At 60.8% G+C, this 18,293-nt stretch carries 18 protein-coding genes; all 18 read left to right on the forward strand.

Going from position 1 to position 18,293, the window contains the following annotated elements; genetic code table 11:
• The first annotated feature begins 4 nt into the window (after positions 1-4).
• The 18 genes from VGB22_04915 (at position 5) to VGB22_05000 (ending at position 18,250) form a co-directional block, all read left to right on the forward strand.
• On the forward strand, positions 5-514 hold the full coding sequence (locus VGB22_04915; protein ID HEX9750612.1) for a biotin/lipoyl-containing protein: 510 nt from the start codon (positions 5-7) through the stop codon (positions 512-514).
• Between the two features lie 27 nt (positions 515-541).
• Positions 542-2,137 (forward strand): methylmalonyl-CoA mutase family protein, encoded by a 1,596-nt coding sequence (locus tag VGB22_04920; GenBank protein ID HEX9750613.1) that lies wholly within the window; start codon positions 542-544, stop codon positions 2,135-2,137.
• A gap of 7 nt (positions 2,138-2,144) precedes the next feature.
• Positions 2,145-2,570 (forward strand): methylmalonyl-CoA epimerase, encoded by a 426-nt coding sequence (gene mce, locus VGB22_04925; GenBank protein ID HEX9750614.1) that lies wholly within the window; start codon positions 2,145-2,147, stop codon positions 2,568-2,570.
• Positions 2,571-2,652: 82 nt separating this feature from the next.
• A complete protein-coding gene (locus VGB22_04930) occupies positions 2,653-3,357 on the forward strand; it encodes a CoA transferase subunit A (GenBank protein ID HEX9750615.1) in 705 nt (234 codons plus the stop codon).
• A 3-nt stretch (positions 3,358-3,360) separates the two neighbouring features.
• Complete coding sequence (locus tag VGB22_04935; GenBank protein ID HEX9750616.1) at positions 3,361-4,020, forward strand: CoA transferase subunit B; 660 nt, start codon at positions 3,361-3,363, stop codon at positions 4,018-4,020.
• Between the two features lie 48 nt (positions 4,021-4,068).
• Positions 4,069-5,268 carry an acetyl-CoA C-acetyltransferase gene (locus VGB22_04940; protein HEX9750617.1) on the forward strand — a complete coding sequence of 400 codons (1,200 nt, stop codon included), beginning with the start codon at positions 4,069-4,071 and terminating at the stop codon, positions 5,266-5,268.
• A 9-nt stretch (positions 5,269-5,277) separates the two neighbouring features.
• A complete protein-coding gene (locus VGB22_04945; protein HEX9750618.1) occupies positions 5,278-6,420 on the forward strand; it encodes an acyl-CoA dehydrogenase family protein in 1,143 nt (380 codons plus the stop codon).
• The gene (locus tag VGB22_04950) at positions 6,389-7,597 is read left to right on the forward strand and encodes an acyl-CoA dehydrogenase family protein (GenBank protein ID HEX9750619.1); all 1,209 of its coding nucleotides are present in this window, start codon (positions 6,389-6,391) and stop codon (positions 7,595-7,597) included. The genes VGB22_04945 and VGB22_04950 overlap by 32 nt, the downstream gene beginning before the upstream one ends.
• 140 nt (positions 7,598-7,737) lie before the next feature.
• Entirely contained in the window at positions 7,738-8,703 is a 966-nt protein-coding gene (locus VGB22_04955) for a branched-chain amino acid transaminase (protein ID HEX9750620.1), read from the forward strand.
• 230 nt (positions 8,704-8,933) lie between these two features.
• Complete coding sequence (glyA, locus tag VGB22_04960; protein HEX9750621.1) at positions 8,934-10,220, forward strand: serine hydroxymethyltransferase; 1,287 nt, start codon at positions 8,934-8,936, stop codon at positions 10,218-10,220.
• Positions 10,213-10,548 carry a divalent-cation tolerance protein CutA gene (gene cutA / locus VGB22_04965; protein ID HEX9750622.1) on the forward strand — a complete coding sequence of 112 codons (336 nt, stop codon included), beginning with the start codon at positions 10,213-10,215 and terminating at the stop codon, positions 10,546-10,548. Before glyA ends, cutA begins: the two co-directional genes overlap by 8 nt.
• A 16-nt stretch (positions 10,549-10,564) precedes the next feature.
• The gene (locus tag VGB22_04970; protein ID HEX9750623.1) at positions 10,565-10,996 is read left to right on the forward strand and encodes a PPC domain-containing DNA-binding protein; all 432 of its coding nucleotides are present in this window, start codon (positions 10,565-10,567) and stop codon (positions 10,994-10,996) included.
• A 47-nt stretch (positions 10,997-11,043) separates the two neighbouring features.
• Complete coding sequence (locus tag VGB22_04975) at positions 11,044-11,850, forward strand: SAM-dependent chlorinase/fluorinase (GenBank protein ID HEX9750624.1); 807 nt, start codon at positions 11,044-11,046, stop codon at positions 11,848-11,850.
• A complete protein-coding gene (nrdR, locus tag VGB22_04980; GenBank protein HEX9750625.1) occupies positions 11,847-12,296 on the forward strand; it encodes a transcriptional regulator NrdR in 450 nt (149 codons plus the stop codon). The genes VGB22_04975 and nrdR overlap by 4 nt, the downstream gene beginning before the upstream one ends.
• 18 nt (positions 12,297-12,314) lie before the next feature.
• A complete protein-coding gene (gene tatC / locus VGB22_04985) occupies positions 12,315-13,022 on the forward strand; it encodes a twin-arginine translocase subunit TatC (protein HEX9750626.1) in 708 nt (235 codons plus the stop codon).
• Between the two features lie 321 nt (positions 13,023-13,343).
• Positions 13,344-13,562 carry a cold-shock protein gene (locus VGB22_04990; protein ID HEX9750627.1) on the forward strand — a complete coding sequence of 73 codons (219 nt, stop codon included), beginning with the start codon at positions 13,344-13,346 and terminating at the stop codon, positions 13,560-13,562.
• Between the two features lie 415 nt (positions 13,563-13,977).
• A complete protein-coding gene (gene lon, locus VGB22_04995) occupies positions 13,978-16,443 on the forward strand; it encodes an endopeptidase La (GenBank protein HEX9750628.1) in 2,466 nt (821 codons plus the stop codon).
• A gap of 70 nt (positions 16,444-16,513) precedes the next feature.
• A complete protein-coding gene (locus tag VGB22_05000; protein ID HEX9750629.1) occupies positions 16,514-18,250 on the forward strand; it encodes a metallopeptidase TldD-related protein in 1,737 nt (578 codons plus the stop codon).
• Positions 18,251-18,293 lie beyond the last annotated feature (43 nt).

Here is an 18,293-nt window from a genome sequence, read left to right on the forward strand (position 1 = left end):
CCGAATGAGAGCATACATTGTCGACACTGGATCGCGACGGCACCGCGTGGAGCTTCACTCACACGGCGCTGATGTCTCCCTCGACAACAAGCCCGCCGACTCGACCCATGTCTGGCTCGATGCCGGCGGACAAAACCTGCTGGTCATTCTCGACGGTCGCTCGCATGACTTTCGCATCGAATCCGGTGACGATCAATTCGTCGTTCTGACCTATGCCGGCCACCGGTACCAATGCCGCGTGCTCGATGAGCATCGGGCCGACTTGCAGCGGCGTGCCGGGATCATGGCGCAGCCATCCGGCCCATCGGTCGTCAAAGCGCCCATGCCCGGACTGGTCGTCAAAGTGCTGGTCGAAGCCGGGCGGCAGGTCACAGCCGGAGAACGTCTGTTTGTACTGGAAGCAATGAAGATGGAAAACGATGTCAAAGCCCCGCGCACCGGTACCGTCCAGTCGATCAACACCGCCGTCGGCGTGGCGGTCGAAGCCGGCGCGGCGCTGGCTGTAATTGTATAGTGACTTCAGTCTCACACGGTTCACTCTATGGGCTCTGATCCCCGGCAGCGCGAAACGACCTCCGGTATCCCGGTCCGGCCGCTGTATGATTCCCTGCCGTCAGGGTTTGCTCCCGAACACGCACTGGGTCGTCCCGGCGAGTTCCCGTTCACGCGCGGTGTCTATCCGGCGATGTACACGCAACGGTTGTGGACCATGCGCCAGTACGCCGGGTATGGCACCGCCGAAGAGTCCAACCGTCGCTATCGCTACCTTTTGGAGCAGGGCCAGACCGGGTTGTCGATTGCCTTCGACTTGCCCACGCAGATGGGATACGACTCCGATCACGCATTCGCCTCCGGTGAAGTCGGACGCACCGGTGTCGCCATCAGCGGCCTCTGGGACATGGAGATTCTCCTCGACCGGATCCCCTTGGACAAAGTCTCCATCTCGATGACGATCAATGCCACCGCCGCAATCCTGCTGGCGTTGGTCGTGGCCGTTGCACGGAAGCGCGGCATTGCGCTGGAGTCGTTGTCGGGTACGATCCAAAACGACATTCTCAAGGAATACATTGCGCGCGGCACGTACATCTATCCGCCGAAGCCGTCGATGCGCCTGATTGCCGACACGATTCGGTACTGCCACGATCACCTGCCGAGGTGGAATCCGATTTCCATCTCCGGCTATCACATCCGCGAAGCCGGTTCGACCGCCGCGCAAGAGCTGGCATTCACGCTGGCCAATGGCATTGCGTATGTCGACAACGCGTTGTCGGCCGGACTGGATGTCGACGCCTTCGCGCCGCGGCTCTCATTTTTCCTGAATGCCCACAACGACTTCTTCGAGGAGGTCGCCAAGTTCCGCTGCGCGCGGCGGATGTGGGCGGCGATCATGAAGAAACGTTTCGGCGCACGGAAAGCCGAATCGATGCGCTTTCGCTTTCACACACAGACCGCCGGCTCGACATTGACCGCGCAGCAGCCGCTGGTCAATGTCCCGCGCGTCACACTGCAGGCACTCTCGGCCGTGTTGGGCGGGACCCAGTCCCTGCACACCAATGCTTACGATGAAGCGCTGGCGCTGCCGACAGCCGAATCGGCCGAGTTGGCGCTGCGCACACAGCAGGTGATCGGATATGAGTCCGGCGCGACCGCCACCGTCGATCCGTTGGCGGGCTCCTATTATCTCGAAACGCTCTGCGACGAGCTCGAGAGACGGGCGCGGGAGTATCTGACGAAGATCGACGGGCTGGGCGGGGCGGTCGCTGCCGTTGAAAGCGGGTTCTTCGCGCGCGCGATCGAACAATCGGCGGCGCAATATCAACGCGAGATCGAATCGGGGGATCGCATCGTCATCGGCGTCAACAAGTTTCAAAAACATGGCGATGCGGCCCCGCCGAAATTCGCGCACTCCGACCCGGCGCTGGAACACGCCCAGGGCGAACGGCTCCGGGCTCACCGCGCGGGCCGAAACGACCGGGCCGCAAGCGTTGCCCTGGCCGGTCTGGAGTCGGGCGCGCGCAACGCCGATCACCTGATGCCGCGCATCGTCGAGTGCGTCGAAGCACACTGCACGCTCGGCGAGATCTCCGATACGCTGCGCGGTGTGTGGGGCGAATACGGCAGAGACAACGCCCGGTAGCTTCACGATGACGACTATCCGCTCAAAGTGCATCGCCCATGTGGGAATCGCGGTCGACGATATCGACGCGGCATGCCGGCTGTGGTGCGACACCTTCGGCGGACGACTCGCCGACCGCAAGCTCATGCCCGCACAGAAAGTCGAAATCGCGTTCATACGGTTTGGCAACGGCGCCATGATCGAGCTGTTGTCCGCGACCGCTCCGGACTCCCCGGTCGGACGCTTCCTTGCCCAACACGGCCCCGGCCTGCACCATGTCTGTCTGCGTGTCGACGACATCGAAGCGCGATTGGCGGAGCTGGCAAAGGACGGGTTTGCTTTGATCGACAAGCTGCCCCGTCCCGGGGCGGAAAACGACCGCATCGCCTTCCTGCACCCGTCGGGAACGAACGGTGTATTGATCGAATTATCCGAACGGCCCGGCGAGGAGTGATGACCGCGACGCCGCAGAGGTTGATCCTTGCCAGCAGCGCCCGTATCTTGATCGGCTGCCTCCGGGAGGCCGCATCCGCGCCATGAGCAAAGTCGTCGCCACTGCCGCAGAAGCCCTCAAAAAGGCGGGACTGCGCGACGGCATGACCATTATGGCGGGCGGGTTCGGACTCTGCGGCATTCCCGAGCATTGCATCGCCGCGATCCGCGACGCCGGCGTCAAAGACCTCACCGTCATCTCCAACAACGCCGGTGTCGACGATTTCGGGCTGGGACTGCTGCTCCAATCGCGACAAATCAGGAAAATGGTCTCGACATACGTCGGCGAAAACGACCTGTTCGCCAGGCAATTTCTCGAGGGTGTCCTGGATGTCGAGTTTGTTCCGCAAGGAACATTTGCCGAACGCATCCGTGCGGGCGGAGCGGGAGTTATCGCGTTTTATACTCCGACCGGGGTCGGCACACAAGTCGCCGAAGCCAAGGAAACGCGCACCTTTAACGGCCGCGAATATCTCATGGAATATGGGCTGACCGCCGACCTTGCCATCGTCAAGGCGCACACCGCCGACCGCATCGGCAATCTCGTGTATCGCAAAACCGCCCGCAATTTCAACCCGATGATGGCAACCGCGGGGCGCGTGACCATCGCGGAAGTCGAGAACATCGTGGAGACCGGCGCGCTCGATCCCGATCACATCCACACGCCGGGTATCTTCGTCGACTATGTGTTTCGGGGGGACCGCTTCGAAAAACGAATCGAACAACGGACCACGCGTCCGCGTTCATAACCGATGATGGCTGTCAATCTTCAGGAACGGATCGTTCGCCGCGCCGCGCGCGAACTGCAGGATGGTTTCATCGTCAACCTGGGCATCGGCATGCCGACTTTGGTGTCCAATTATATTCCCGATGGGATGACCATCACCTTGCAGTCGGAAAATGGCATGCTCGGAATCGGACCGTTTCCGTATGAGCACGAAGAGGACCCCGATTTGATCAACGCCGGTAAGCAGACCATCAGCGAGATGCCGGGAACCTCATATTTCTCCTCGGCCGATTCGTTCGCCATGATTCGCGGCGGGCATGTCGACGCGACCATCCTCGGCGCGATGCAGGTGTCGCGCCTCGGCGATCTGGCCAACTGGATGATCCCCGGCAAAATGGTCAAGGGGATGGGCGGCGCCATGGATCTGGTCGCCGGCGCCAAACGGGTCATCGTCACCATGACCCACAACGCCAAAGACGGCGCGCCGAAGATTCTGGAAGCCTGCAACCTGCCGTTGACGGGAAAACGGGTGGTCCATCGCATTATCACCGAGTTATGTGTCTTCGATGTTGATGCGGATGGGTTGACGCTCGTTGAGAAAGCCGATGAGATCGACTTGGAGGCATTGCGGCAGCGCACCGAATGCGCCTTTGATGTTGCCGAGGCCGTCAGGACGCTGGCGTGAGCTCTTGGCAGAAAGACTGATCTGGGGCACGTGTCATAGGAGAATGCCATGGCCGACAAGAAACCCAACGACGCTGTAATACTGTCCGCCTGCCGGACCGCGATCGGCGCATATCAGGGCGGTCTGTCGCCGTTGACCGCGACGCAAATGGGCGCGCTGGTCGTCAGGGAGGCGGTGTCGCGCAGCGGTGTCGATTCACAGACGATCGATGAAGTCATCATGGGACAGGTCGTGCAGGCCGGGTCGGGTCAGGCGCCGGCGCGTCAGGCGGCGATCCATGGCGGGATTCCCTCCGGCGTACCCTGCATGACGATCAACAAAGTCTGCGGCTCCGGCCTGAAGGCCGTGATGCTGGCGGCGCAATCGATCCGCGCCGGCGATCAAAACCTGATAGTGGCCGGCGGCATGGAGTCGATGTCGAATACGCCGTTCGTATTGCACGGAGCCAAGAAGGGGTTGCGCTTCGGCGATCAGACATTGAAAGACACGATGGTCCTGGACGGTCTGTGGGATTCGTTCAATGATTTTCACATGGGCAGCGCCGCTGAGTTGACCGCCCGCAAATCGAACATCAGCCGTGGCGAGCAGGATGAATACGCCGCACAGTCACATGCGAAAGCGGTCGCTGCAGTGACCGGTTGCGCCTTCAAAGCCCAGATCGTGCCGGTCTCCATTGCGCAGCGCAAAGGAGACCCCGTCGTCTTCGAGAAGGATGAGTGCCCGCGACCGGATACGACAGTGGCATCGCTGGCAAAGCTGCGTCCCGCGTTCGAAAAGGACGGCACCGTCACCGCCGGGAATGCGCCCGGTCTCAATGACGGCGCCAGCGCCGTAGTCGTCGCGTCGCGCAAAGCGGCCGAGTCGGGCGGACACAAACCGCTGGCGCGGATCGTCGATTATGCCGCCGCCGGCACCGATCCCGAACTGCTCTTCTATGCGCCCATCGACGCCGTCCGGAAGCTGTGTCAGAAAATGAACGTGGGCATCGACCACTTCGACCTGATCGAAGCCAACGAGGCATTCGCGGTGCAATGCATCGCCGACGGACGCGAACTGGGCTGGGACTGGAACCGCGTCAATGTCAATGGCGGCGCGATCGCTCTGGGGCATCCCATTGGCGCCTCCGGCGCCCGCATCCTGACGACACTGATTTACGCATTGAAAGACCGTGGTCTGAAGACCGGATTGGCGACTCTCTGTCTCGGCGGCGGCAACGCCCTGGCACTGGCCATCGAACTGGAATCATAGGACACGCACGTGTTTGACGACTCACTGACCGACGAGCAACGGGTTTTGCGTGATGCGGCGCGCGAGTTCTGTCAGCGGCGAGTTGTGCCGCGCGCCGAGCAGTTCGATCACGACGGCGCCATTCCCGACGACGTGTTTTCCGAGATGGCGCAATTGGGGTACTTCGGGTTGCGTGTGCCCGAATCCTACGGCGGCATGGATTGCGACCCGATCGCCTACACGCTGGTGATCGAAGAATTCGCCCGCGCCTGCGCTGGCCTGGCGATTACCATCTCGGTCCAGAATGCGCTGGTCTGCGGCGCAATCAAAAACCACGGGACGGAAGACCAAAAGAAAGCATGGCTCCCCCAACTGGTGGATGGCGCCCTGAGCGCCTACGCACTGACCGAACCGGGGGCGGGCACCGATGCCGGATCGCTGCGCGCTTCGGCCCGGCGCTCGGGTAACGAGTATGTTCTCAATGGTGAAAAGTGCTTCGTGACAAATGCTTCCCTGGCGAAGTTCATCGTAGTCTTCGCATCGACCGATCTCGACGCCGGGTCTAAGGGGATCAGCGCGTTTGTCGTGGCCTCCGACACAGCCGGCATCGGCATCGGCAAGCCGGAACGAAAGCTCGGTTTACGCGCATCGGATACGCGCTCGATTTCGTTTTGCGATGCGCGGGTCCCAGCCGGCAGCCGTCTCGGTGAGGAGGGCGCCGGTTATAAGATTGCGCTGTCGCAGCTTGCACATGGACGCCTCGGTGTCGCGGCGCAGGCCCTCGGCATCGGCGAGGCGGCATTCGCGGCAGCGCGGCAATACGCGCGCGAACGCAGACAATTCGGGCGCCCGATCGCCGAGTTTCAGGCCATCGCCTTCAAACTCGCCGATATGCGCATCAAGCTCGATGCCTCCCGGCTGCTGCTGGACCGCGCGGTGCGTCTCCAGGCCGCGGATAAACCATTTGCCCGTGAGGCAGCCGAAGCCAAAGTCTTCGCATCCGAATCGGCCAACTGGGTTGCCAATGAGGCCCTGCAGATACACGGCGGCTACGGATACATGGTCGAGTACCCGGTGGAACGCTATTTCCGCGATGCTCGCGTGACCACCATCTACGAAGGCACATCGGAGGCACAGCGTATTGTCATCTCACGCGCCATCCTCTCTCAGTAGCCAGGGTCACTGGTGGAGTTGCCGGGCCGAAGAGGTCCGGCGGGATATCCGCGCATTCTCCGAGCAGGAAGTTGCTCCTGCCGCCGACTGGATGGACACCCACTCCGATTTCAATCCCGCACTCTATGAGATGCTGCGTCAGCGCCAACTGCTCTCGCTGTTGTGCCCCGCGGAATACGGCGGCCCGGCCTATGACACGCTCTCGTACGCGGTCGTCGTCGAAGAACTCAGCCGCATCTGCGGTTCGACCGGCATCACGGTCGCCGCCGCCAACTCGCTGGGTGTTGCCCCGATCGACATGTTCGGCTCGCCCGAACAAAAACAGCGCGTGCTCCCCGGAGTCGGCACACAAGGGCATGTCGTCGTCTTCGGCCTGACCGAACCGGAAGCGGGCTCCGATGCCGCCGGCACGAAGACGACCGGCGTCCGCGATGGCGACAAATGGGTCATCAACGGCAGCAAGTGTTTCATCACCAATGGTCATTTTGCCGAGTGGATCATCTGCACCGCGGTCACGCAGCCGGGAATCGGCGCGCGCGGCATCTCATCGTTTCTTTTGCATAAAAGCACGCCCGGTTTTTCCGTCGGCAAGAAAGAAAAAAAACTCGGACTCCGCGGCTCCGACACCTCGACACTTCATTTCGATAATGTCCGACTCCCCGCCGATGCCATGCTCGGCCCCGACGGCAACGGGTTTCGGCAGTTCATGCAGACGCTCGATGCCGGACGCATCTCGATCGGCGCGATGGCGCTCGGTTTGGCACAGGGCGCATACGACATCGCCGTCAAGTACGCCCGGCAGCGTGTGCAATTCGGCCGGCCGATCGCCGATTTTCAGGCGATCCAGTTCAAGCTTGCCGATATGGCCACGCAGATCGAAGCATCGCGTCACTTGGTCTACCACGCGGCGTTTCTGAAGGACAGTGGCCAACCCTACGCGCGGCAATCGGCGATGGCCAAGCTGCACGCCTCTGAAACAGGACGGTTTTGTGCCGATACCGCGATCCAGGTCCTCGGGGGCTATGGGCTGCTGGCCGAAAACCGCGTCGAACGTCACTGGCGCGATGTCAAGCTCTGCGAGATCGGCGAGGGAACCTCCGAGATCCAACGCATTGTCATCGCCCGCCATCTGCTCCGGGAATCGGCGGGACTGCTCGAGAGTGAGACGGAAGCTTAGCCGCCCGACCCTTCCGGGGCTCCGGACTCCCTGACATACAGGGCGGGATCATGGCTCAAAATCGATTGTTCCGGGTTTGATCCGATCTTTACTTATGACGACCGGATCACGCAGTGCCGCGTCGTGGGATGGTGCCCGCTATGAGCATGGAAAAGGTCGATAAGATCTGGATGAACGGACGCTTCGTCGATTGGGACGATGCACGCATTCATGTCCTGTCGCACGTGGTCCATTACGGCTCGTCTGTGTTCGAGGGGCTGCGCTGCTACCGAACCAACAAGGGACCGGCAATCTTTCGTCTCGATGATCACACCAAGCGGCTCTACAACTCCATGAAGATTTACCGCATGGAGTTGGACTACACCCCCGACCAGATCAATCAGGCCATCATCGATTTGATCCGGATCAATCGGATCGAAGAATGTTACATCCGTCCGGTCGTCTACCGGGGCTATGACACGCTCGGCGTGCACCCCGCCAAGTGCCCCATCGAGATCGCGATTGCCGTCTGGAAATGGGGGAAGTATCTCGGCAGCGATGCGCTCGAAAAGGGTGTCGATGTCTGTGTGTCCTCGTGGCACCGTATGGCGCCGAACACATTCCCCGCGATGGCCAAGACCGGCGCCAATTACATGAACTCGCAATTGATCAAGATGGAAGCATTGGCCCACGGATATGTCGAAGGCATCGCGCTGGATCCCTATGGACATGTCTCGGAAGGATCCGGCGAAAACATTTTCCTGGTGCGCAATGGCGTTTTGCTCACCCCGTCGTTCGGCTCGTCAATACTTCCCGGCATTACCCGCAACACCGTCATCACGCTGGCGCAGGATATGGGCATCAGCGTCATCGAGGAAGAAGTCCCGCGCGAGGCGCTCTATCTCGCCGACGAAGTCTTCTTTACCGGTTCCGCTGCCGAAATCACGCCGATCTCGTCGGTCGACCGCATTCCCATCGGCAAGGGCGTCCGCGGACCCATCACGCGCAAGCTGCAGGACCGCTACTTCGGGATTCTCACCGGGAGCCAGCCCGACACCTACGGATGGCTGACGCCGGTCGAGATGACCAAGCCCGAAAAGGTCGCTCCGGCACACGCCGTGCGCTGACTTCGATACGTCTATCTTTCTCTACAGATATGATTCAGAAACATGGCGCGTCAAACTGCCCCGAATGACTCGGTGCTCTCTGTGTCGGGCTCCTGACAATCGGCTGTTGTCGCGGGTTGTCAATAAGGGCGCCGTGTCCTTGGCCCGCAATCTTCGACACCCGGCTTGCTTTCGACTCCGCGGCGTCGTATCTCGAAACCGTAGCAGCCGGTACGAAGCGAGGTATTGCCGTGAGCGCACTCTCCCAGTTTGATCCCGAAGTCTACGCGGCGGTCATCGGCGAGACCCGCCGCGAAGCCGAACAACTCGAATTGATCGCCTCGGAGAACTTTGTCTCGGAGGCAGTCCTGGAGGCGCTCGGCAGCGTGATGACCAACAAGTACGCCGAGGGGTATCCGGGACGGCGTTACTATGGCGGCTGCCAATTCGTCGATCAGGCCGAAAATCTGGCGCGTGAGCGCGCTAAAGCCCTCTTCGGGGCCGACCATGTCAATGTTCAGCCGCACTCCGGATCGCAGGCGAACATGGCTGCCTACCTGGCCGTGCTGCGACCCGGTGACCGCATCCTCGGGCTCAATCTCGCGCACGGCGGGCATCTCACCCACGGCCATCCCCTGAACTTTTCGGGATTTCTCTTTGAGGTTCACGACTACGGGGTTCGTCAGGATAACGAGACGATCGATTACGAGTCATTGATCGCGCGGGCCCGCGACGTGACGCCCAAGATGATTGTCGCGGGGGCTTCGGCGTATCCGCGCACGCTGGACTTCCGGCGATTCCGCGAAGCGGCCGATGCCTGCGGGGCGTTCCTGATGGTCGATATCGCCCACATCGCCGGATTGATTGTCGCGGGGCTGCACCCGTCGCCGGTGCCGTATGCCGATTTCGTCACCACCACCACGCACAAGACCCTGCGCGGGCCGCGCGGCGGCATGGTCATGTGCAAGAGCCAGTACAAGAAGGACCTCGACCGTACGGTCATGCCCGGCCTGCAGGGCGGGCCGCTCATGCACGTTATTGCCGCCAAGGCGGTCGCATTCAAAGAAGCATTGGAACCGTCGTTTGCGGACTACCAGCGACAGATCGTGGCCAATGCCAGGGCCATGGCAGAGCGTTTACAGTCCCACGGTCATCACATCGTCTCCGGCGGCACTGATACCCACCTCATGCTCGTTTCCTTCGTCGGAACCGGAATCACCGGCAAGCAGGTCGAAGAAGCATTGGATCGCGCCGCGATCACGGTCAACAAAAACGCCGTCCCATTCGATCCGGAAAAACCATTGGTCACCTCCGGGATCCGCATCGGCACTCCGGCGGTGACCACGCGGGGAATGGGCGTGAAGGAAATGGTGCAGATCGCCGACTGGATCGACCGAATCATCCACCATCTCGGCGATGATGGCGTCGAGCGCGCTGTCGCCGATGACGTCAGGGCGATGTGCCGCAACTTCCCGCTGTATCAATCGCGTTTGGGGCAATCCGCCGATGTCACGGCCGGAGCGATGGTGAATGGCTAATCCCGAATTCGCCGTTGTGCTGTCGACCGCGAAATCCAGGCGCGAGGCGGACACCATCGCCCGGCGCCTCATCGCCGATCGGGCGGCGGCCTGTGTCAATATCGTCGACAAGATTACATCGGTCTATCGCTGGAAGGGCAAAGTCGAAACGTCATCTGAGGTACTGCTGATCATCAAAACCCGCTGGCTCCTCGTCGATCAGGTGCAGGGCACGATCAAAGGATTCTCGTCGTATGAATGTCCCGAAGTGCTCGTGCTGCCGGTGATCGAAGGATCGGAAGAGTATCTGCGCTGGGTCACCGCATCGACGCGCACCGGCGATCGATAAACAATGAGGGCACGAAATGTATTTTCGCAGAACGTCGTCCGGATATGTCATCCGCCTGAAGAAGGGCGAGGAGATCCATGCCTCGCTGACCCGATTCATGAAGGCCATGGACATCGGTGCGGGATCGGTAACCGGCCTGGGTGCAGTGACCAAAGTCGCACTCGGTTACTTTCATGCCGACACGCGGGAATATGACCGTTTCGAGTACAACGACGAATACGAACTGGTCAGTCTCACCGGCAATCTCTCTTACGACGACGGCAACCCGCGCCTGCATGCGCATGTTGTGATCTCCGGTCCGGACATGAAAGCCATCTCCGGTCATTTGTTCGAGGCGAGCATCGCGGTGACCGGGGAGTTCTACCTGACGTTCGTCGATCAGCGCATCGACCGCGTCTACGATGACGAAACCGGTTTGAAGCTGCTGAATCTGCCAGAGACTCTGTAAACAGTGATTCCCTGTGACAGTCGGCCAGGGTGCCGACCCGGATGAGTATGCCGCCCCGCGCTCCCATCATCACGCTGACGAGCGATTTTGGCATGGCCGATGGCACCGTGGGCGCCATGATCGGCGTCATCAAGTCGATCTGTCCCGTCGCCGAAGTCGTCGTGACCGCCGCTGACGTGCCCCCGCACGACATTTCTCGCGGCGCCTGGGCGCTCCTGCAATCGGCCCCGTTCTTCCCGCCCGGATGCATCCATGTGGCCGTCGTCGATCCCGGAGTCGGTTCCGGACGGCGCGGGCTCCTTGTCCAAACGGAGCGCGACACATTTCTTGGTCCCGATAATGGGGTGCTGACTTGGGTGTTGCGTGGCCCGACCAATGTGACATACCGCGAACTGACGAATCGGAGTTACCGCCTGGCATCCGCGGGCGTTACATTCGATGGCCGCGACCTGTTTGCCGCGGCGGCCGCGCATTTGGCCGCGGGCGCAGACCCTTCGGCATTCGGCCCGACGATCGATGATCCGGTACGCTTGGAATGGCCGGACCCCGTGGTGAGAGATGAACGTGTCCTGGGAATTGTCCTGGTCAGCGATCAGTTCGGAAATCTCATTACGAACGTGCCCTTTGAGCAGGTCGCGGGGCTATTTGGCGATGCCGAACTGGTGGTGTCCGTCGGAACGATCACCGCAATCCCGATCGTTCCCTCCTACTCGCACATCCGTGAGGAATATGGCGCAGTTGTCAATGGCACCGGTCTTTTGGAAATCGCCGCGCATCGCGGATCGGCGGCCGCCAGGACGGGATTGCAACGGGGGGCTGCCGTCATCATCGCGCCGAGGGAAGCTGTGCCATGAATTGTCCGTTCTGCGGACACGATGAAGATCGGGTGGTCGATTCGCGCTCGGTCAGAGAGGGGCGCGGCGTACGCCGCCGCCGTGAATGCCTCGGCTGCAAAGAGCGTTACACCACCTACGAGTACATCGAAAAGGTCGAGTTGATGGTGGTCAAAAACGACGGCCGCCAGGAACCCTACGACCGCGGCAAGTTGATCGAGGGAATCCGCGTCGCCTGCAAGAAACGGCCGATCGGGGCCAAAAAGATCGAAGCAATGGTCGACGAGGTCGAAAAGCGCATCTATGGCCTGTCACGGGGCGAAGTCGCGTCGCAACAGATCGGCGAGCACGTGATGGACCTGCTGCGCGAGACCGACGAAGTGGCCTACGTGCGCTTTGCCTCGGTCTACCGCAAGTTTCAGGACAAGTCACAGTTCTTCGAAGAACTCAAGCAAATGCTCGAATAAACGGCATCCCGCCGATCCATGACTGCCGATCCCGGGGAAATGAGCTTTCTGGCGCACTTGGAAGAATTGCGCTGGCGTCTGATCAAATCGATCGCCAGCGTCCTCATCGTCTCCATTGTCGCATATTTCTTCTCTGACCGACTTCTGGAATGGCTGACCAGCCCGATTTCCGAAGTCTATTTCATGGGTCCGACCGAAGCGTTCTCGGTACGGATCAAGATTTCGCTCTTTGCCGGGCTGATCGTCAGCGTACCCATCATCCTGTACCAGGCTTGGCGGTTCGTTGCTCCGGGCCTGTACGCCCATGAGGTCTGGATTGCCATTCCTCTCGTTTTGAGCGCGACAGTGTTCTTTCTCGGCGGTGCGGCGTTTTGCTACCTCGTGGTTTTGCCCGTGGGTATGAAGTTTTTGATGGGATTCGGCACCGAGAAACTGCGACCGCTGATCGCCGTCGATCGCTATATCAGCTTTGTCACCTGGATGATGCTGGCTTTCGGCGCGGTCTTCGAACTCCCCATCGCCTCGTTTATACTGGGCCGAATTGGTCTGATTTCCAGTTCCGCCCTCCGTCGTGGGCGCCGGTATGCGCTTGTCACGATCCTCGTTGTCGCGGCCTTCATCACCCCGTCCCCGGACGCTTTCTCCCAGTTGATGTTAGCAGGCCCGCTTTATCTGTTATATGAAGTCTCCATATTGATTGTCCGCCTGACCGGTGTGCGCGGCTGAAATCTCCCGCCTGTGGCCTGTCGTGTCCGAGTGCGCCGTATACCCCGCTTGATCCTTTTTGGTTGACACCGGGACAAATCGACATTAAAATCGGATCAAAAGACGCGAGGAGCTTTCGTCGGTCCACCAGCAGGAGCATCAACTCCACAGTCGAGTGCGTTTGTGCCATTCGTATGGGTTATGGACGGGTGTCCTTGTCCTCCAAAGCCATTGAACTGATCCGTCAGCGCACAGCGACGCATCCGCTTTCGGTCGGGATGGGTTGGTCGTGCGTATGGTGTGGTACGACACTATCAGCATGACAGAAAGGTGGTGACAGGCTTGCCAGAAGGGACCGTGAAATGGTTTAACGACTCCAAGGGGTTTGGATTCATCACGCAGGAAGGCGTCGGCAAAGACATCTTTGTTCACTACACCGCCGTCCAGGGCGATGGATTCAAGACGCTCCGCGAGGGTGACCGCGTCAGCTTCGAAATTGTCGAGGGACCCAAGGGCCTGCAGGCGACCAATGTCGTCGCGACCTCACGCGCGGAGAGTTAGCCGGCTGATGTGACGTCCATTATCTGTGAGTCTCCGTTTCTCCGGAGCATCCTCCCGGAAACGAATTCCATAGCGCCTCACCAATAGACGTCTGACAGTCCTCAACACGGTCGGAGGAGAAATCTCCGACACAAAACCTCACGATTTGGCGCGCCCGAAACGGCGCGCCAAATCTCTAACCGACTTAACTCCAACACGTTAAAATCAACGCCCGTGCCGCGCGATTCAACGGTTACTTTAAGTCCTTGCCCGCTGCGATGACGCCCCTGATATACCCCGCGTGATCGTTGCTCGATAATGCGGCCCGGCGACCGATTTTTCGGGTATAGGGGATGGCTTGTCCGAAGACAATGGTGTGCACATGACGGATATCGAGCGATCGGTGGTGATACCATTCGACGGGCGCGATGAATTGTTGTCTGAACCCGTCCCGGTGATTCCCATCCAAAGCGAGGTCCCCTTTCCTTTGGCGGTCGTCTCGCTGAACTTTCGCACCCCGTATGCGCTTCAAGTCCTCGCGCAGATTCGGGAGCGTCCGACCCCGTTTTGGGCCGTCTGGACCACGACCGAATACGACCGGGAGCGATTGAAGAACTTGCTGCCCTCGGTGGGCATTGCCTGCCGGGTGCTGTCCTCACGCGAATTGGGGCCGGGGCGTTGGCGTGTCGACGTTGAAGGGCTCTCACGGGCACGCTTGGTCCGTGTCGAGGATTCGGCAACGGCAGTCACAGCGCTGATCGAAGCGGTCGTCGAGACCGTTGCCGATCCCCAGGTTGCGGCTGAGAAGATTCGAGTCTGCCACGACTTGCTGCTGGCGCTGGTGGAGCAGGGGGGCCAATACCCGATTGAGCTGGTCCGAGTCGCTGAACTGGCCCGTGATCAGGCAGACCGCTACTCGGATTTGTTGGCTGCCTCGGTTCACTTTCCCCAGGATGACAAGTGGCGTCTGGCCCAAATGCCCGACCCGATCGCCCGTCTCGATCTGTTGGCTGAGTTGTTGCGGGTCGAAGTTGCCGGTGCCGACCGCAAGCACGACCTGGATCGGCGCGCCGGGGCGGCGGTCGAAAAGCGGCAGCGTGTGGAGTTCCTCCGCGCCCAATTCGAAGCGGTCCGCAAAGAATTGGAGGTACTGGATGCCGGCGCAACCGAACTCGATCAGTTGGCCGATCAGATCGGACGTGCCGGCTTGCCGGCACCGGTGGCGCGTCGTGTCCGAAGCGAGCTGGAACGTCTGCGCGTCATCTCCACCGCGTCGGCGGAATACTCGGAGATTCGCAACTACATCGACTGGCTGATCAACATTCCCTGGACCGCCACGGCCCACGAGCGGACCGACATCAACGAGGTTCTTCGTGTATTGGACGAGGAAGTCTACGGCCAACGGCGGGCCAAGGAACGCATCTGCGAGTACATCGCCGTGCGACTGCAAACCGGGCAAACGACGCCCAATGTGCTCTGCCTCGTGGGTCCGGCGGGGGTCGGCAAGACCCTTCTGGCGCGCGGGATCGCCCGGGCCCTGCGTCGGCCGCTGATCTCCCTCAATGTTGGCCTGCTCCGATCAGAGGGGGTTCTGAAGGGAAACCGTCGCACCTTCCCCGGCGCAATGCCCGGACGGCTGCTTCGGCAGTTACGGGCGGTCGGGGTAACCAACCCGGCCTGTATTCTCGAAGACATTGACCGACTCGGCTCCGATAACGGCAACACCGACATTGCCGCTGTCCTAATGGAGGGAATGGACCCGGGCGTGAATCACGACTTTTGGGACTACTACCTCGAGTTTCCCTACGATCTGTCGCGCGTGCTCTACATCTGCACCGCCACCGATGCCGAGACAATTCCGGAGATGCTTGCCGAACGCATGGAGATGGTCGAGTTGCCGGGCTACCTGATGGAAGACAAGGCGGAGATCACATTTAAGTATCTCTGGCCGCGCCAGCTCGGTCTGCACGGACTTCCCGAGAGCGAATTCACATTGACGGTCGCCGCTGTCCAAAAGGTCATTCGCGAGTACACGCTGGAAGCCGGACTGAGCGAACTGAAGAAGGCATTGGAAGTGATCTGCCGGCACTTGGCGGCCGAGCGGGCCGGAGGGCAGCGTGGGTTCGTTCGCATCGGCGCCCAGCAGGTGGAAAAGTTGCTCGGTACTCCCGTTTACATCCCCGAAAAGGCCGAGGCGAAGCCGGAGATCGGTGTGGCCATGGGTGTTGCCTGGACTCAGACGGGCGGCGATATCATGCTCATTGAAGCCCTCAAAATGCGCGGCTCCGGCAATGTGATCTCGACCGGCTCCCTGGGGGAGGTCATGCGCGAGTCGATCCAGGCGGCTCACTCCTGGGTCCGGTCGCGGGCCGACTGGCTGGGAATCCGGCACGACGACTTCGGCAACTATGACATCCATGTGCACTTTCCATCGGGTGCCATCCCGAAGGATGGCCCCTCGGCCGGCATCACGATTACGGTCGTTATCGCGTCGGTCATGTCCGAGCGGGCGGTCCGTAATGACTTTGCCATGACCGGCGAGGTGTCATTGCGGGGAAAGGTCCTGCCCGTCGGGGGTATCAAGGAAAAGGTCGCCGCGGCCCATCGTGTCGGGATTCACAGAATGATCGTGCCCCGGCAGAATATCAAGGACCTGCAGGATGTCCCGCGACGCATCTCCAAGGAGATGGAATACGTCCCGGTGGAGACCGTCGATGAAGTCTTCACTCATGTGTTGCTGAACTTCGATCCGGCCAAGGCGAGTCTGGAGAAGCTGCTGCGCATGGAGCTGGTCCGACGGCAGTCGTCCGGGCGCAAGGGGGCCAGGACGAAGAACAAGTCAACCGTCAAGTCACGTGGCCGTATCAAGACGCAGGTCGGCAAGCGACGCGAGAGACGTTGACAGACGCTCGCTGGCAGTGCATTAACAACGCGAGGATCGGCCGGTGAATTGTTTCAACCGTGGAAAGGGTATGTTGTCCATGACAAAGGGAATGTCGGCAAAAGTGTTGACGACGGCGCTGCTCATCGCCGCCGTGTTGGCCAGAGTGACCCCGGCAGCCGCTTCGGCGTCGAATGACCCGCTCATGCAGGCCATGGAATCGGAGTTGTCACGCTCAATGCAGCGGCTCAAGCTCGATGACTTTGATGCGCCGTATTTCATCTCCTATCGCCTGACCGAAATTCAAGCGGTCTCGATGGAGGCCTCTTACGGGGCGCTGGTCTCCTCCGGGGGAGAGAACTACCGCGGACTGGTCGTCGACGTGCGGGTCGGCGACTATGCCCAGGACAACAGCACCGACGATGACAGCTTCTATTTCAACCCACGCGACACCGACGCCTACCGTTTCTCGCGCAGCTACGCGCCGATCGACAACGACACGGCGGCGCTGCGGCACGAGTTGTGGCTGATCACCGATTACCAGTACAAGAGCGCGCTGGAGGAATACATCGCCGAGCGCGGCGGACAGATCCAAAAAATCGAGAAGCAAGACGCGCCCGAAGACTTTTCGATGGTCGCCCCCGTGACGATCAGCGAGCCGATCGACACGCTGTCGTTCGACGTCAAACGCTGGAAAAACGTCCTGCGCGCGATTTCCGCCCGGTTCAAACGCGAGGAGCTGATCTACGACTCCGACATCGAACTGCGCGCCATCGCCCAGACACGGTACCTGCTGACCAGCGAGGGGACGCGTCTGCGCACCAATGATCACAACTATTCGTTGTCGATGTCCGCGCATGTGCGCGCCGACGACGGCATGCCGATCGACCTCAGCTACGTCGTCAAGACACACGATATGGCTTCGCTGCCCGACTCGCTCTCGATGGCACAGTCGGCCGATTCGCTCTCGGAGCTGCTGTTGTCGCTGCGCGAGGCGCCGGTGATGGACCCCTACACCGGTCCCGCCATCGTCCTGCGCGGCGCCTCCGGCGTGTTCTTCCATGAAGCGCTCGGTCATCGTCTCGAAGGCCACCGGACACGTCGCGAATCGGAGGGGCACACCTTCAAGGATAAGCTGGGCTCGCGCATCATTCCGGAATTCTTAAGTGTGTACGATGATCCGACCCGCCAATACGCCGCGGGCGTGGACTTATACGGCAGCTATGAATTCGACGATGAAGGAGTCCCGTCGCAGAAGGCGCAATTGGTCTCCAACGGCGTGCTCGAGAGCTTCCTGATGTGCCGGACACCGATTCACGGCATCGCGTCCTCGAACGGACACGGCCGCGGCGACATCTGGCATCAACCCGTCAGCCGAATGGGATCGCTATTCGTCGAATCGAGCTCCCCGATCACTTTCAACGATCTGAAATCGCAATTGCTCGATCAGTGCCGCCGGCAGGGCAAAGAGTACGGCTTGGTGTTCGAGGATATCGAGGCGGGGGAGACCAATACATCGTCTTACGGCGTGCAAACGCTCCGCGTGAGGCCGCGTGTGGTCAAGAAAGTCTACGTCAGCGACGGACGCGAGGAACTGGTCCGGGGAGTCGAATTGATCGGGACCCCGCTGGCCGTCCTGGAAAGCATCGTGGCGGCATCCGACGATCTCGGAGTATTCAACGGGGTCTGCGGGGCCGAATCGGGCTGGGTACCGGTCTCGGCGGTCGCGCCCAGTGTCCTGATTTCGGAAGTCGAAGTTCAACGACTCGACCGCAATCTCAAGCGGGGACCGATCCTCCCGCCGCCGCTCCACAGCGTTGACCCCTGAGGATCAATCCGTTGCTGTCGATGGTGTTGTGAGAATCGCCGGC

This window comes from Candidatus Zixiibacteriota bacterium (assembly GCA_036397555.1).
In the GTDB taxonomy this organism is placed as follows: Bacteria; Zixibacteria; MSB-5A5; order WJJR01; family WJJR01; genus DATKYL01.